The organism is Jidongwangia harbinensis (assembly GCF_020216025.1).
GTDB classification, from domain to species: Bacteria; Actinomycetota; Actinomycetes; order Mycobacteriales; family Micromonosporaceae; genus Actinoplanes; species Actinoplanes harbinensis.
In genome coordinates, this window is record NZ_JAIWNC010000002.1 from 123,818 (window position 1) to 139,023 (window position 15,206).

Sequence of the window (15,206 nt, forward strand, 5' to 3'; positions counted from 1 at the left end):
GCCGGTGTCCCGGGGGCGGCGCGGTCAGTCGTCCTCGGCGAACACCAGCTTCCGCGGCTCCTCCTCCGGCCGCCGGCCGCGCAGCCGGGCCACCACCCGCGGCAGGTACGGCACCGCCAGCGCCAGCACCGCGAGCGCCAGCAGGCCCGCGGTCAGCGGCCGGCTCACGAACGTGGTCAGGTCGCCGTTGGACACCAGCAGGGCCCGCCGGAACTGCAACTCCAGCATCGGCCCGAGGATCAGGCCCAGGATGACCGGCGCGATCGGGAAGTCGAAGTGCCGCATGCCGAACCCGACCACCCCGATGGCGTACGCCAGGAAGACCTGGTTGACGCTGCCGGTGGCGGCGTACACGCCGAGCGTGGCGAACACCAGGATGCCCGCGTACAGCACGGGTCGGGGGATCTGCAGGACCTTGACCCACACCCGGATCAGCGGGAGGTTCAGCACCAGCAGCAGCACGTTGCCGACGTACAGCGAGGCGATCAGCGCCCAGACCAGCTCCGGCGAGTTGTCGAACAGCTGCGGGCCGGGCTGCAGGTTGAAGATCTGGAACGCGGCCAGCATCACCGCGGCGGTCGCGGAGGTGGGGATGCCGAGGGTCAGCAGGGGTACGAGCACGCCGGAGAACGCCGCGTTGTTCGCCGCCTCCGGACCGGCCACGCCCTCGATGGCGCCCTTGCCGAACTCGTCGCGGTTCTTCGCCCGGTGCTTCTCGTAGGTGTAGGACAGGAACGTCGGTACGTCCGCACCGCCGGACGGCAGCGCGCCGAACGGGAACCCGACCGCGGTCCCGCGCAGCCACGGCCGCCACGACCGGCGCCAGTCGTCGCGGGTCATCCAGCCGTCCCGGGCCGAGCCGGGTTCCAGCGGCCGGACGTGTTCGGGCAGGTGCCCCAGCCGGGCGGCCACGTACAGCGTCTCGCCGATGGCGAACAGCCCGACGATCACCACGACCACGTCGACGCCCTCGAGCAGCTCCATGGTGCCGAACGTGAAGCGCGCCTGCCCGGTCAGCCCGTCGATGCCCACCAACGCCAGGAACAGGCCGAAGACCAGGGACATCAGCCCGCGTACCAGCGACCGCCCGACCAGTGCGGTGACCGCCACCATGGCGAGCAGCGCCAGCGCGAAGTAGTCGGCCGCGCGGAACGTGGTGGCCAGCCGCGCCACCGGCTGGGCGAACAGGCTCAGCAGCAGCGTGGAGATGGTGCCGGCGACGAACGAGCCGACCGCGGCCGTGGCCAGGGCGGCTTTCGCGCGGCCCCGGCGGGCCATCTGATGACCCTCGATCGCGGTGGCCACGGACGCCGACTCGCCCGGCGTGTTCAGCAGGATGGACGTGGTGGAGCCGCCGTACATGGCGCCGTAGTAGATGCCGGCGAACATGATGAACGTGCCGATCGGGTCGTCCAGGCTGAACGTGACCGGCAGCAGCAGCGCGATGGTCAGCGCCGGTCCGATGCCCGGGAGCACGCCGACGAACGTGCCGAGCGTGACGCCGATGGCGGCGTACAGCAGGTACTCCGGGCTGAGCACGGTGCCGAAGCCGCCGAGCAGGTCACCGAACACGTTCACAGCGGCAGCACCCCGGCCGGCAGGAAGATGTCGAGCAGGCGGGTGAAGCACAGGTAGACGGCGAGCGGCAGCACCACCGCGACCACCAGGTCGCGGACCAGGTGGCGGCTGCCGAGCACGCGGGCCACGGCGACCACGAACACGGCCGCGGAGACGACGAACCCGGCGTACTCCAGCGCGACGGCGAAGCCGGCCAGGCAGGCCGCCACCCCGGCCGGGGTGGACACCCGGATCGGCTCCGGTTGCTCGGTGGCCGGCCGCAGCTGGATCACCAGGTACGCGGCGGCGACGACCACCCACGCGGCCGTGACCAGCACCGGCGCCAGCCTCGGCCCGGCCAGGCCCAGGTCGCCGCCGGAGGCCCGGATCGCGGTCCACAGCAGCGCGATCCCGGCGGTGAGCAGGACGGCGCCCAGGATCACCGGTCCCGGGCGCCGTACCGGTTCGGTCGCGGTGGACATCTAGCCGAGCCCGATGTCGGTGAGCACCGCGGTGATCCGCTGGTTCTCCGCGGCGAAGTACGCGGCGGCGTCGTCCCCGCTTCGGTAGAAGTCCTCCCAGCCCTGCTGCTGCAGCACCGCCCGCCAGGCGTCCGAGGAGTGCAACCGGTCGACCAGGCCGGTCACCGCCTGCCGGGTCGGCTCGTCCAGCCCGGGCGGCGCCACCACGCCGCGCCAGTTCATCAGCTCGACGTCGTACCCCTGCTGTTTGATGGTGGGTGCCGGGGAGCCGCCGCCGACGTCGATGCCGGTGGCGCCGGAGACTGCGAGCGCGCGCACCTTGCCGGACGCGACCAGGTCGGCGAACTCGCTCTGCCCGGACACGGCCGCGGTGAGGTCGCCGGAGAGCAGCGCGGCCTTCGACTCGCCGCCGCCGGAGTACGCCACGTACTTCATCGCCTTCGGGTCCGCGCCGGCCGCCTTGGCGAGCAGTCCGACCAGGATCTGGTCGGTGCCGCCGGCCGAACCGCCGCCCCAGTTGACCGACGCCGGGTCGGCCTTGGCGTCGTCCATCAGCTGTTTCAGCGTGCGGTACTTCGAGGCGGCCGGCACCACGATCACCTCCTGCTCCGCGGTCAGCGTGGCGATCGGGGTGACCTGGTCGAGCTTCACCGGCGACTTGTTGGCCACCACGCCACCGACCATGACCAGCCCCATCACCATCAGGTGGTGCGGGTCGCCGGAGTTCTTCGAGACCAGTTGGGCCAGGCCCACCGTGCCGGCCGCGCCGGTCACGTTGTAGACCTCGACCGGCTGCTCGACCAGCTTGCCGTCGGTCATCGCCTTCTGCATCGTGCGCGCGGTCAGGTCCCAGCCACCGCCGGGCGCCGCCGGCACCATGAGCTGCACGGTCTTCGTCGGATACCGCACCTCGCCGCCCGCGTTCCGGCCGGCGGCGGTGTCCTTCTCACATCCGGCCACGGCGGCCGCCAGCAGCGCCGCCGACACCACGGCGGCCGGCACCCGGCCCGGGCGCCGTGCAACAGTTCCGGTCACGACCGCTCCTCAGTGTTGCGAGTTCGTTTCGGGAATGCTGCATCGCGGGGCCGGCGGCGGTCATCGTTACGGTCGCGGTGGTCGTTGTGGTCTTTTCGGTCCCGCCCGGCGGCCCGTGAACCGGCCCGGTGCGGCATCCGTTGTAGACGCAGACCCGGCGCCCGCGCCGCCGGGCCGACGAAACGGGAACCGTTCATGACGTGGCAGGACATTCGCCGGAGCAAGCGCGCTCGCGGTATCGCGATCGTGGCCTCCCTGGTCGCCGTGGGCGCCGCCGGCCTGGCCGCGATGCCCACGGCCCGGGCCGGCACCGGTGCGCCCATCCGCGGAGTCGGCGGCATGTGTGTCGACGTGACCTGGGCCCAGACCGCGAACGGCACCCCGGTGCAGATCGCCGACTGCAACGGCAACGACGCGCAGAACTGGGCGGTGGACGGGGACCAGGGGCAGATCCGGGCCCTGGGCAAGTGCCTGGACGTGGCCGGCGCGTCGCACGCGGACGGCACCCCGGTGCAGCTGTTCGACTGCAACGGCACGGACGCCCAGCGGTGGTGGTCCACCAACGGCTGGCTGATCAACGCCGGTTCCGGCAAGTGTCTGGACGCGCACGGCGGCTCCGCCGCCGGCACCCGCCTGCAGATCCGGGGCTGTGCCGGGACGCCCCACCAGGCGTGGACGCTGCCGGAAGGCCCGCCCCCCGGCCCGGTCGATCCGCCCGCGGTGCCGGCCCCGGCCGGCAAGAAGGGCGTCAGCGCGTGGGCGTTCCCGCGGCTGGACGACAGTATGCGTGACGTCGGCGCCGGCTGGTACTACGACTGGTCCACGTCGAACCACGACGTCCCGGCCGCGGCCGATTTCGTGCCGATGGTGTGGGGCGCCGACTTCGTCACCGACGCCGAGCTGGCCGCGGCCCGGCGCTCGGGCACCACGCTGCTCGGCTTCAACGAGCCCGACATGCTCAAGCAGGCCAACATGTCCGTGGACCAGGCGCTGGACCTGTGGCCGAGGCTGCAGGAGACCGGGATGCGCCTGGGCAGTCCGGCCGTGGCGGGCAACGCGCACCATCCGGACAAGTGGCTGAACCAGTTCATGACCGGCGCCCGGGAACGCGGGCTGCGGGTCGACTTCATCACGCTGCACTGGTACGGCCAGGACTTCAGCGAGGCCGCGGTGACCCACTTCATGGATTACGTCAGGGCCGTGCACGAGCACTACGGCCTGCCCATCTGGGTCACCGAGTTCGGCCTGATCGACTTCCGGGTCGAGCCGCCGCGGTACCCGACCGCGGAGGAGGTCACCAGGTTCATCCGCGACGCGACGGACGCCCTGGAGCAGACCTCGTACGTCGAGCGGTACGCCTGGTTCGCGCTGCCGGCCGCCGGGGACACCGAGCCGTACGGGCTGTACCGCGAGGACTCCACGCCCACCGCCGCCGGGGCGGCGTACCGGGACGCGGGGCGTAGGTGAGCAGAGGGTCCTGGTGCTCAGATGATGCCGGCGCGGATCGCGTACGCCACCGCGTGTGAGCGGTTGCGCAGCTGGAGCCGCTGCGTCATGCCGTAGACCACGTTCTTCACGGTGCGCTGGGAGTAGCAGAGCTTGGTGGCGATCTCATGGGTGTCCAGTCCTTCGGCCATCAACCGCAGCACGTCGATCTCCCGCGCGGTCAGCCCGGAGCGGTTCGCGCTGTACGGGCCGGACATCGTGCGCTGCAGCCGTTCGATGTGCTTGAGCAGCTCCCCGACCAGGTGGGGCGGCATGATGGCGCCGCCGCCGGCCGCGGCCGTCACGCTGTGGGCGAGGCGTTCGCCGGTCACCGCCGCCCGGGGCAGGATCGCGACGACCCGGCAGTCCACCGCGGTCAGCAGTTCCGCCTCGGTGATCTCCTCGGTGATCAGCACGATCGGCGCGCCGGTCTCGGTCGCCGCGCGGCGCAGTGCCGCCACCGCCCCCGCGCTGAGCCGCTGCACCGAGACGACCAGGACGTCGACCGTGCGCTGGTCGGCGCCGAGCAGGGTCAGCTCGGGACGGCTCTGCAACAGGCCGGCCAGCCCGGCCCGGCTGAGCGGGTCCGTCGCCTGCAGCGCCACTCGAACCTTGTCCACGGAACCTCCGGTTGCTTGTCGCGACCGGGCCAGTGTCCGAGGGGCATCTTCAGAAAACCTTCGGGTTCTCTTCAGGGCGTTCGCCGGGCAGCGCCGGGCGCCTGGCCCGGCGCAGCGCCTCGATGTATTTCGGTATCTCGATCGCCGCGGCCTCCAGCCGGCCGGGGGCGAGCTGCTCGCCGAAGAGCGCCTGGACCACGTCCGGCGCCATCTCCTCCGGCACGTCGTCCAGCCGGCGGTCCGGCGCGGCCTCCCAGACCGCCATGATGCGCAGGCGGCGGCGGATCACGGCCAGGGTGCTCTCCAGCTCCGCGATGGTCTCGTCCGCCCGGACCGCCTCGATGACCAACCGGCCCTCGGCGGCCAGAGTCAGGAAGAGTTCACCGGCGAAATAGGGAGGGGATGCTTCCGTGTTCATCGACCCGCTCCTCCTCGGCGGCGGGCCGGTGCCGGACCGGGCTGCCGCCTCACGCCGAGTTCACCTCACCGGCCACGCCCCCGGAAGGATTCCGGAGCCACGGTGCCCGCGCGGGCACCGGGTTTGCCCCGCCATGGCACAAGAGGGAACGGATCCCGAGGACACACGGGTGCGTACTGCGCGAACTGTTTGCACCCCTTGCGCGTCTGTCCTAGAACTGGTTACGGAACGGGGCAACACACGACGAGGACGTTGGTCTGCCATGGAGACGAAACCGTACGTTCCGGCCATTCGTGCTCGGGAGCGCTTCCACGACCATGGGGTGGACCACTGATGACGGCGCAGCCTGAGGACATCGACCTCCGCCTGCTCGGCCCGGTGCGGGCCTGGCGGGCCGGCGACGAGCTGGATCTGGGCTCGGCCCGCCGCACCGCGGTGCTGACCGTGCTCGCGCTGAACGCGGGCCGCCCGGTCTCCCGGGAGCACGTGCTCGCGGCGGTCTGGGGCGACGACCCACCGGCCAGTGCCACCGGCAACGTCTACACGTACGTCTCCGGCCTGCGTCACCTCCTGGAGCCGGGGCGCGGCCGGTGGCGCAGCGGGCAGGTGCTCAGCTCCGGTGGCGGCGGCTACTGCCTGCACGTGGCGGAGACCCAGGTGGACGTGTTCCGCTTCGAGGCGCTCCGTGAGGAGAGCCGGCGGCACCGCTCGGCCGGTGACCACCCGGCCGAGCTGGCGGCGCTGACCGCGGCGCTCCGGCTGTGGCACGGCGACGCGCTCGCCGGCGTGCCCGGGCCGTACGCGGCGGCCCAGCGGGTCCGGCTGGCGGAGCTGGCGCTGGCCACCGCGGAGCGCCAGGCCACTCTCCTGATCGACCTGGACCGGCACAACGAGGCGATCCGGACCCTGCGTCCCCTGGTGCAGGCGCACCCGCACCGGGCAGACCTGCAGGAGATGCTGATGACAGCGCTGGAGGGCAAGGGCCTGCGTCGCGATGCGGTGACCCTGCGCGACCGGCTGGGACCGCCGGTGCCCGTCCCGGCGCCGAGCGGAACCGGCCCGCGGTTCGTCGGCCGGGTCGCCGAACTGCGCCGGCTGCGCGAGGCGATCGCCGGCGCGGCGGCCGGCCGGGGCGGTGCCCTCCGGATCGTCGGCACCGCCGGGATGGGCAAGACCGCGCTGCTGGACGCGGCGCTGCGGGACGTACCCCCGGACGGGTGCCGGATCGGCCGCGCGGTCGGTGACGAACTCGCCCGCCGTACCCCCTTCGGGGTCCTGCTGGAATGCGTGGAGTCCGCGCTGTCCGGCGATCCGACCCGGCACCTGGCCCAGCGGATGTTCGCCGCGGCCGGCGACGCGCTCTCCGGCGACCTGCCGGGCGCGGTGGCGCGGGCGATCGAGGTGATCCGGGACGCGGCCACCGCCACCCCGCTGGTCCTCGTCGTGGACGACCTGGAGTGCGCGGACGACGCCACCCTGCGCGCCTGGGCCGGCCTGCACCGGCTGACCGCCGACCTGCCGCTGCTGCTGATCGGGGCCGGCGCCCCGCCGTCCGGCGACCGCCTCGGCGACCCCGGCTCGCTGCCGGCCGAGACGATCGTCCTGCCCCGGCTGGATCCGGCCGAGTCGACCGCCCTGGTCCGGGCCCTGTCGGCCGGCCTCGCCGAGCCGCCCGAGCTGCACGACGTGCTGCGTGACGCCGGCGGCAACCCGTACTACCTGCGGCACCTCACGCTCGCCGCCCGGCCCGCCGGGGACGGCACGACGCCGCCGCCGGCCGTGGTCGCCGCGGTGACCGCGCACCTGGATCCGTTCCCGGACGACACCCGGCAGGCGCTGCGGGCGGTCGCGTTCCTCTGCGCCGAACACGCCGGGTCCGGCGACGAGCCCGAGTGCACCGTCAGCGACGTCACGGCCGTCACCGAACAACCGGAGGCGGAGGTACGCCGGGCGCTGGCCGTGGCCCGCGCGGCCGGTGTGCTCGGCGGCTCCGGCACCGGGCTGCGGTTCCGGCACCGGATCGTGGGCCGGGTCCTGCGCGACGGCACCCCGACGGCACTGCGGATCATGGTGCACCGCTCGTTCGCGGAACGCCTCGCGGTCACCGGCGCGCCACCGGAGCGGGTGGCCGGGCAGTTGCTGGCCGGGCCCGTGCCGCTGGACAACTGGGCCAGCCGCTGGTTGACCACGCACGTCGAGGACCTGGCCGCCCGCGCGCCCGAGCCGGCGATCGCGGTGCTGCATCTCGCCCGCGGTCAGCACACGGTCGACGACGAGTGCCGGCTCGTGGTCACCGCGTGGCTGGCCCGGCTGCTGTTCCGCCAGGAGCGCAACGCCACCGCGGAGGGGTGCTGGGTGGCGGCCCGGACCACCGACCCCGAACTCGAGGCGGAGATGCGCTGGATCGTGGCGGCCGCCCAGGGCCGGCAGCGGGACTACGCGGCGGCCGCCGAGACGGTACGCACCGTCCTCAGCGAACGCCGCCTGCCCGAACACTGGCTGGACCGGTTCCGCATCCTGCTCGCCTGGCTGCGCCCGCACCTGCCCGGCGACCCGACCTCGCCCCGCATGTCCCGTTCGCTGCTCGCCGAGGAATCGGTGTCTGTTGGCCGCTGACCGGGGCCGGACCGGCACGGTCGAGCCCGTACGCCCGCGGACCGCGGCCGGCCGGCCGGCCGCCGCCGACCGGCTCCGGGTGGCCCTGCTGGGCCCGGTGCGCGCCTGGGTCGGCGACCGTCAGGTGCACCTCGGCGCGGCCCGGCAGCGCGCGGTCTTCGCGGTCCTCGCGGTGAACGCGAACCGGCTGGTCACCCGCGACGCCATCATCGACGCGGTGTGGGGCCCGTCGCCGCCGGCCACCGCGGCCGGCAACATCTACACCTACGTGTCCGGCCTGCGCCGGAGCCTGGCGCCCGGGCGGGCCCGCCGGGCGGCGGACGACGTGCTCAGCTCCGGCCCGTCCGGCTACACCCTGCGACTGGCGCCGGACGCTCTGGACAGTGAGCTGTTCCAGGACCTCTGCGCCGAGGCGGCCGCGCGGCAGGACGACGGGGACCTGGCCGGCGCCGCGGCCCGGCTGGACCGGGCGCTGGGTCTCTGGCAGGGCGACGCGCTGGACGGCATCGCGGGACACATGCTGGCGGCGGAACGCACCCATCTGGCCGCCCGGCGACTGGCCGCGGTGGAACGGCGCGCCCGGATCGCCATGGAACTCGGTGACGACGGCCTGGTCGCCGAACTGACCGCGCTGGTCGAGGCGCATCCGCTGCACGAACCGCTGCACGAGCTGCTGATGCTGGCCCTGCACCGGACCGGCCGGAGCACCGAGGCACTCGAGGTGTTCCGGGCGGCCCGGCGCACCCTGGACGCCGAGCTGGGGGTGGAGCCGGGGCCGGCGCTGATCGCCGCGCACCGGGAGATCCTGGCCGCCCCGGCACCGGCGTCGCCGCGGCGGCCGGCCCGGGCGGTGGTACCCACCCACGTGGCCCGCGCGATCCGGGACGGCTCGGCACCCCACCTGTACGGCCGCGCCGCCGAACTGGAGCGGTTGCGCGCGCTGGTCGCGTCGGCCACCGGCGGGCAGGGCTCCACGGTGTGGATCGAGGGCGAACCGGGCATCGGCAAGACGGCGCTGCTCACCGCGGCGTTCCGCGAGGTGACCGGGCTCGGCTGCCAGCTCGCCTGGGCCGTCGCGGACGAGTTCGACCGGCACGTACCGCTGCAGGTCGTGATGCGCGCGCTGGGCGTGGAGCAGGCGTTCAAGCCGGCCACCGGGCCGCACCTGGACGACACCGGCCCGACGCCCCCGGCCGACCGCGTCTTCTCCCACGTCCGCGCGCTCTGTGCGGACGCGCCGCTGATCCTCGTCCTGGACGACCTGCAGTGGGCCGACAACGCGAGCCTGCTGCTCTGGGAGCGGCTGGTCGAGGCGTCCCGGCAGATGCCGCTGCTGCTCGTCTCCGCCGCCCGCCCGGAGCCGAACGGCCGCGAACTGGCCCAGATGCGCCGCGGCGTGCAGGCCGCGGAGGGACACGTCCTGCAACTGGCGCCGCTGCCGCCGGACGACGTCGCGGAGCTGGTCCGTACGCTCGTCGGCGCGCCGATCGGCCCGCACCTGCAGCGCATCGTGCCGCGGGCCGGCGGCAACCCGATGTGCGCCATCGAGATGACCGCGACCCTGCTGCGCCGCGGCGTGGTGCAGGTGGTCGACGGTCAGGCCGACGTCGACGCCTCGGTCCCGGTGGAGACACCGGGATCGGTGCTGTCGGTGGTCCGCGCCACGGTGGACTTCCTCAGCCCGGAGACCCAGGACATGCTGCGCCTGGCCGCGATGCTGGGCACCGAGTTCGCGGTGGACGACGTCGTCGCGGTCACCGGGCGTTCGCCGCTGGAGCTGATGTCCAACCTGGAGGAGGCGCTCAGCGTCAACGTGCTCGTCGACGCGGGCAGCGACCTGGCGTTCCGGCACCCGATCCTGCGGCAGGCACTCTACGAGAGCATTCCCCGAGCGGTCCGCGGCACCCTGCACCGGCACACCGCCGAGGTGCTGGCCCGGGGCGGCAGCCCGGCGACCCGGGTCGCGAAGCAGCTGGTCGCGGAGACGCCGGTGGTGGACGGTTGGGTGGTGGAGTGGCTGGTGACCCACCACGCCACGGTGGCCCGGCGTACCCCGGAGATCGCCGGGGAGCTGCTCCGGCACGTCCTGGGTGCGCACGTCGCGACCGCCGCGCAGCGCGAGACGCTGCTCGTCGCGCTGGTGAAACTGGAGTTCCGGTACGGGCGCCGCCCGCACGCCGAGGCGACCGAGGCGATCGCGGTCGCCGCCCAGCCGGCCCACCGCGCCGAGATGCGTCAGCTGCTCGCCATGATGCACCTGCGGGACGGTGACGTGGCGTGTGCCGTGGAGGTGCTGGGCGCGGCGGCGCTGGACCCGGACGTACCGGAGCTGTGGGGCATCCGGCACCGGGTCATGCTGGCCGACATCCGCCGCGGCGACCTCACCGACCTGGACGCCGCCGACCGCAACGCCCGCCGGGTGCACGCCGAGGCGATGGCCGCCGGCCTGCGGTACGAGGCCGCGTTCGCGCTGCAGACCATCTGGCGTACCAACTCCGTGCGCCGCGACCACGAGCGGGCCCTGAGCTTCGCCGACCAGGCCCTCGATCTGGTGCGGAACCATCCCGGCTTCCCCGGCATGTACCTCTCCCTGCTGGACAACCGCGTCTTCACGCTGCAGAACCTGGACCGTCTGGACCAGGCCGGACGGACGCTGCACGAGGCGGCCCGGTTCGCGATCCGGCACCGGCTGCCGTCCAGCCTGCAGGTCACGGCCGCGGTGCACCACTACTGGGAGGGCCGCTGGGACGACGCCGCCGCGGAGCTGAGCGCGGTCACCGAGGACGCACCCAGCATCACGTTCCTGGGCATGCGGGAGGCCGGAGCGGGCGCCATGCTGCGGCACGGCGTGGCCGCCCTGATCGCCGGCCGCCGGGACGACGCCACCCTGGCCGGCGCCCACCTGGACGCGGCCGACATGCTGCCGGCCACCGAGGCGGAACGGGAGAACGTCGACTTCCTGCTCGTCGCCCGCGCGCTCGACGCGGAACGCAAGGGCCGTCCGGACCGGGCGCTGGAACTGCTGGCGCCGTTGCTGGACCCCGGGTACGCCGCGATGATGCTGCGTCACCAGTGGCTGCCGGACGTGGTGCGGCTGGCCCTCGCCACCGACTCCGCGGACGTGGCCCGCGAGGCCGCGGCCATCTGCCGCGCCGAGGCGGAGAAGGAGGTCACGCCGGCCCGGGCGTGGGCCGCCGACGCCCGCTGCTACGCGCTGCTCTCCGGCGACCCGGCGCCCGCCCTGCAGGCGGCGGCGCACTACCGCCGGGTGGGACGGACACCGGAACTGGCCGCCGCCTGCGAGGAGGCCGCCGTGCTGCTGGCCGCGCGGCGGCGGCCGCACGAGGCGGCCGAGGCCGGCGACGAGGCGGCCCGGCTCTATCGGCGGCTGGGCGCGCGGTGGGACCTGCGCCGGGTCCGGCAACGCCTCGCCGAATACGGCGTCGATCTGGCGTGAATCGGCCCACCGGGCAATCCGTGAACCGCTGCAGAAAGCTGTCCGTCCTATGGGTAACCTCGAAGGGAGTGCCATGGCACGGAACAAAGGGCATCTGTACCTGCCCTACGACGAGCAGCGCAGCATCCAGGTCGAATACGTACACAGCAGCAGGGACAGCGCCAAGACCACGGTGCTGATGCCGTTCGCCGTCAACGACAACTGGCGCCGGGAAATCGTGGCGGCCATGCAGGCGAAGGATCCAGGACGGACCACGATCCAGATCAGCAACGCTACCTCCAACGCGATCAAGCTCTCGAGCAGGCGGCCGACCGCGTCGACTCCGTCCCCGGAGCCGGAGATGGTGGTGGAGCCGACGGCGGCGGACAACAACCGGCGCGCCCAGAACATCGTCGGCAACTACCTCACCCAGTCCGGGATGTACACCGACCAGCATCGGTCCGTGCTGTCCGATGACAGCCATGTCCACCGCCCGGATTACAGCGGCTTCGTCTCCCAGGTGGCGGCCAACGGCGCCGGGGCTCCCGCGCAGGCGTTCGCGCAGGCTCAGCACGTCGAGGCGATCACCACCCCCGGCCCGGTCGGTGATCGTGACGTCTACCTGAACCCGAACAACCACAACGTGTTCACGCTGGCGCACGAGGACCTCCATCGGATCGAACACCCGAGTCTCCAGGCGCCCGGCAGCCGTCTCACGCCGGGCACCGTCGAGGGGATGACGGAGTACATGACGCAGGACGCGTCGGGCCTCGACTTCCGTACCGGAGGTGTGCCGGGGCAGCGCGGCTTCACCTACCGCAACGAGACCGAAGCCGTGCGCAACTCCATCAGCAGTGGTCAGTACACGTCCCAGGATGTTCAGCGCACGTACCTCCGCGGCAGCCAGAGCCCGACGGACCGGATCGTCGGGGCGCAGAACTCGCAGGCGACCGGGAACCAGGGGAACGTGACGTCGGGACAGAGTTACGTCAGCCACGGCAACTCCGTCCAGGGTTACGGCCAGCCGTGGAACCCGTCGGCGGCCACCTCGGCCTTCACCGTCTCGATTTCGCCCGGTCGCCAGGCGTATCAGGACATGGGCAGCGGTCCTGCCTACCAGCCCGCCCGCCCCGCTCGGCCGCCGTCGCGATGAGTCGCCTTCCCGAGCTGCTACGGGCGGCGGGCGTAGCCGAACGCTGATCCGCGTGCCACCGGCGCGGTCACACCCACCACGTTCGTCCGGGGTGTCGCCGCTCCGGTGCGCCGGATCAGCGGCCGGCCGGGGCCGCCGTCAGGACTTCCAGCGGTACCGGCGCTGCGGGCGGCCCGCCGAGCCGTACCGCAGGCGCACCTCCGCCTTGCCCGCGGCGACGAAGTGCTCGAGGTAACGCCGCGTGCTGACCCGGGACAGCCCGATCCGCTCGGCGCACTCCTCGGCCGACAGGTCGCCGTCGGTGTCCCGCATCGCGTTCGCGATCAACCGGGAGGTGTCCGCGGTCAGCCCCTTCGGCAGCGCCGCGGCGCCGGTCCGCAGCGCCACGAACACGGCGTCCACATCGGACTGCGCGACGTCGTCCGCGGTGGCGGCCAGGCGCCGGTACGCGGCGGCGTACCGTTCCAGCCGGTCGCGCAGCACGTCGAAGCCGAACGGCTTGAGCACGTAGTGCACCACCCCGCCGCGCAGCGCCGACCGGACCGTCTCCACGTCCCGGGCCGCGGTCACCGCCAGTACGTCCGGGCCACCTCCGCCGGCGGCCCGTAACCGGCGCAGCACCTCCAGGCCGGACAGGTCGGGCAGGTAGATGTCCAGCAACACCAGGTCCGGCCGCAGTTCCGCCACCCGGGCCAGGGCGTCCGTACCGGTGTGCGCGACACCGACCGTGGTGAAGCCCGCGACCCGGTCCACGAAGCCGCGGTGCACCTTCGCCACCATGAAGTCGTCGTCCACCACCAGCACCCGGATCACGCGACCGCCTCCATCGCGTACGGCAGGCGGGCGGTGAACGTGGAGCCGTCCACGCTGACCCCGCCGCCGCGGTGCACGCAGATCAGCCGGATCATCGCCAGGCCCAGGCCGTGGTGCCCGGCCGCCTCCGTCTTGGTGCTGTACCCCTGCTGGAACACCCGCTCGGCGAGGGCCGGCTCGACACCGGGCCCGGAGTCGGTCACGGTCACCCGTACCTCGCCGGGGTAGGCGCGGACCGTGACCTCGATCCGCCCGCCCGGACCGGCCGCGTCGAACGCGTTGTCCACCAGGTTGCCCACGACGGTGACCAGGTCGGCGGCCAGCCGGTCGTCCACCGGCGGCAGGTCGGTGCCCTCGGCGAGGGTGAGCGACACCCCCTGCTCGGCGGCCAGGCTGGCCTTCGCGATCAGCAGGGCCGCCAGCGACGGGTCCCGGACCACCCGGGTGACCTCCCGGTTCAGGCTTTCATGCAGTTCGCTGGTGCGGGTGATGTAGCGGACCACCTCGTCGTGCTCGCCCAGCTCGACCAGGCCGGCGATGGTGTGCAGCCGGTTCACGAACTCGTGCGCCTGCGCCCGCAGCGTGTCGGTGGTGTGCCGGCTGACGGTCAGTTCCCGCCGCAGCGAGGTCAGCTCGGTCCGGTCCCGCAGGGTGGTCACCGATCCGACGGCCCGGCCGCGCATCACCACCGGCTGCCGGTTCAGCACCACCACCCGGTCGTCGCTGAGCACCACCTGGTCCGCGCCCGCCGACCGGCCGGTGAGCACGTCCAGCAGCGGCGGTTCCAGACCCTGGTCCAGCAGCGACCGGCCGACCGCGTCCGGGCGCAGCCCGAGCAGCCGGATCGCCTCGTCGTTGACGAGCGTCACCCGGTGTGCCGAATCGGTGCCGATGACGCCCTCCCGGATGCCGTGCAGCATCGCCTCGCGGTGCTCCACCAGGCCGCTGATCTCCCGCGGTTCCATGCCCAGCGTCTGCCGCTTCACCCGCCGGGCCAGCAGCAGCGAACCGCCGACGCCGAGCGCCGCGCCCAGCACCAGATAGGTGAGCAGGTTGGCCAGCGCGCTGCCGAGCTGGTCGGCCAGCGTCGGGTACGCCCGCCCCACGATGATCAGCCCGAGGAAGCGGCCGTCCTGCTCGTCCAGCACCGGCACGTGCGCCACCAGCGCCTTGCCGTCCGTCTCCACCACGCCGACCCAGGACCGCCCGGACAGCGCCGAGCTGCCGCCCATCGGCGCGGCCCGGCCCGCCTCCGGGCCGGTCAGCACGGTGCCGGCCGCGTCCGTCACCACCACGTACGACGCCCCGGACACCGCCCGGGCACTCTCCGCCACCGTCTCCAGCGCCTCCCGGCCGAGCGGGTTGCCCAGCCCCAGCCGGACCGTGCGGTTGATCGCCGCGTTCTCGCCCACCGAACGCAGCCGCTCACCCTCGACCCGGCGGAACGACGCGTCCGCCTCGGCGATCGACACGGCCGCCACCGCGACCACGACCAGCAGGACGACGGCGAGCTGGGCCAGCAGGAGCTGACCGGCGAGGGAGAGCCGCTGTCTCATGAGACTGCATCCTGCGCCGATCCGCCGCGCTGCGC

At 73.5% G+C, this 15,206-nt stretch carries 11 protein-coding genes; 4 read left to right on the forward strand and 7 right to left on the reverse strand.

Features of this window, described 5'->3' with window-relative positions; all coding sequences use genetic code 11:
• Positions 1–24 precede the first annotated feature (24 nt).
• From LDL48_RS03105 to LDL48_RS03115, 3 genes are read right to left on the reverse strand one after another with little or no spacing between them, the layout of a single operon-like run.
• The gene (locus LDL48_RS03105) at positions 25–1,578 is read right to left on the reverse strand and encodes a tripartite tricarboxylate transporter permease (RefSeq protein ID WP_225253425.1); all 1,554 of its coding nucleotides are present in this window, start codon (positions 1,576–1,578) and stop codon (positions 25–27) included.
• The gene (locus tag LDL48_RS03110; RefSeq protein WP_225253426.1) at positions 1,575–2,039 is read right to left on the reverse strand and encodes a tripartite tricarboxylate transporter TctB family protein; all 465 of its coding nucleotides are present in this window, start codon (positions 2,037–2,039) and stop codon (positions 1,575–1,577) included. The genes LDL48_RS03105 and LDL48_RS03110 overlap by 4 nt, the downstream gene beginning before the upstream one ends.
• Positions 2,040–3,074, reverse strand: a complete 1,035-nt coding sequence (locus LDL48_RS03115; protein WP_225253427.1) for a Bug family tripartite tricarboxylate transporter substrate binding protein — start codon at positions 3,072–3,074, stop codon at positions 2,040–2,042.
• 195 nt (positions 3,075–3,269) lie between these two features.
• Here LDL48_RS03115 and LDL48_RS03120 point away from each other — a divergent pair, with 195 nt between their 5' ends.
• Positions 3,270–4,541 carry a glycoside hydrolase family protein gene (locus tag LDL48_RS03120; RefSeq protein ID WP_225253428.1) on the forward strand — a complete coding sequence of 424 codons (1,272 nt, stop codon included), beginning with the start codon at positions 3,270–3,272 and terminating at the stop codon, positions 4,539–4,541.
• 17 nt (positions 4,542–4,558) lie between these two features.
• Here LDL48_RS03120 and LDL48_RS03125 read toward each other — a convergent pair whose 3' ends face one another.
• Complete coding sequence (locus tag LDL48_RS03125; protein WP_225253429.1) at positions 4,559–5,179, reverse strand: helix-turn-helix transcriptional regulator; 621 nt, start codon at positions 5,177–5,179, stop codon at positions 4,559–4,561.
• 49 nt (positions 5,180–5,228) lie between these two features.
• Positions 5,229–5,597, reverse strand: coding sequence for a hypothetical protein (locus tag LDL48_RS03130; protein ID WP_225253430.1), 369 nt, complete (start codon positions 5,595–5,597; stop codon positions 5,229–5,231).
• A 333-nt stretch (positions 5,598–5,930) separates the two neighbouring features.
• Between LDL48_RS03130 and LDL48_RS03135 the strand changes: the two genes are divergently transcribed.
• From LDL48_RS03135 to LDL48_RS03145, 3 genes are all read left to right on the forward strand, one after another.
• Positions 5,931–8,213: an ATP-binding protein gene (locus LDL48_RS03135; protein ID WP_225253432.1), complete on the forward strand. Its 2,283-nt coding sequence runs from the start codon at positions 5,931–5,933 to the stop codon at positions 8,211–8,213.
• A 79-nt stretch (positions 8,214–8,292) separates the two neighbouring features.
• Positions 8,293–11,670, forward strand: coding sequence for an ATP-binding protein (locus LDL48_RS03140; protein ID WP_443667666.1), 3,378 nt, complete (start codon positions 8,293–8,295; stop codon positions 11,668–11,670).
• Positions 11,671–11,719: 49 nt separating this feature from the next.
• Entirely contained in the window at positions 11,720–12,802 is a 1,083-nt protein-coding gene (locus LDL48_RS03145) for a hypothetical protein (protein WP_225253433.1), read from the forward strand.
• A 138-nt stretch (positions 12,803–12,940) separates the two neighbouring features.
• On the opposite strand, the gene LDL48_RS03150 is transcribed toward LDL48_RS03145, so the two are convergent.
• Together LDL48_RS03150 and LDL48_RS03155 are read right to left on the reverse strand one after the other, a co-directional pair.
• Positions 12,941–13,615 carry a response regulator gene (locus tag LDL48_RS03150; RefSeq protein ID WP_225253434.1) on the reverse strand — a complete coding sequence of 225 codons (675 nt, stop codon included), beginning with the start codon at positions 13,613–13,615 and terminating at the stop codon, positions 12,941–12,943.
• On the reverse strand, positions 13,612–15,171 hold the full coding sequence (locus tag LDL48_RS03155; protein WP_225253435.1) for a sensor histidine kinase: 1,560 nt from the start codon (positions 15,169–15,171) through the stop codon (positions 13,612–13,614). The genes LDL48_RS03150 and LDL48_RS03155 overlap by 4 nt, the downstream gene beginning before the upstream one ends.
• Positions 15,172–15,206 lie beyond the last annotated feature (35 nt).

Coding starts and splice junctions, on each gene's coding strand:
- LDL48_RS03110 (WP_225253426.1), bottom strand. CDS start 2,039: ATGTCCACCGCGACCGAACCGGTACGGCGCCCGGGACCGGTGATCCTG.
- LDL48_RS03120 (WP_225253428.1), top strand. CDS start 3,270: ATGACGTGGCAGGACATTCGCCGGAGCAAGCGCGCTCGCGGTATCGCG.
- LDL48_RS03130 (WP_225253430.1), bottom strand. CDS start 5,597: ATGAACACGGAAGCATCCCCTCCCTATTTCGCCGGTGAACTCTTCCTG.
- LDL48_RS03135 (WP_225253432.1), top strand. CDS start 5,931: ATGACGGCGCAGCCTGAGGACATCGACCTCCGCCTGCTCGGCCCGGTG.
- LDL48_RS03145 (WP_225253433.1), top strand. CDS start 11,720: ATGGGTAACCTCGAAGGGAGTGCCATGGCACGGAACAAAGGGCATCTG.
- LDL48_RS03155 (WP_225253435.1), bottom strand. CDS start 15,171: ATGAGACAGCGGCTCTCCCTCGCCGGTCAGCTCCTGCTGGCCCAGCTC.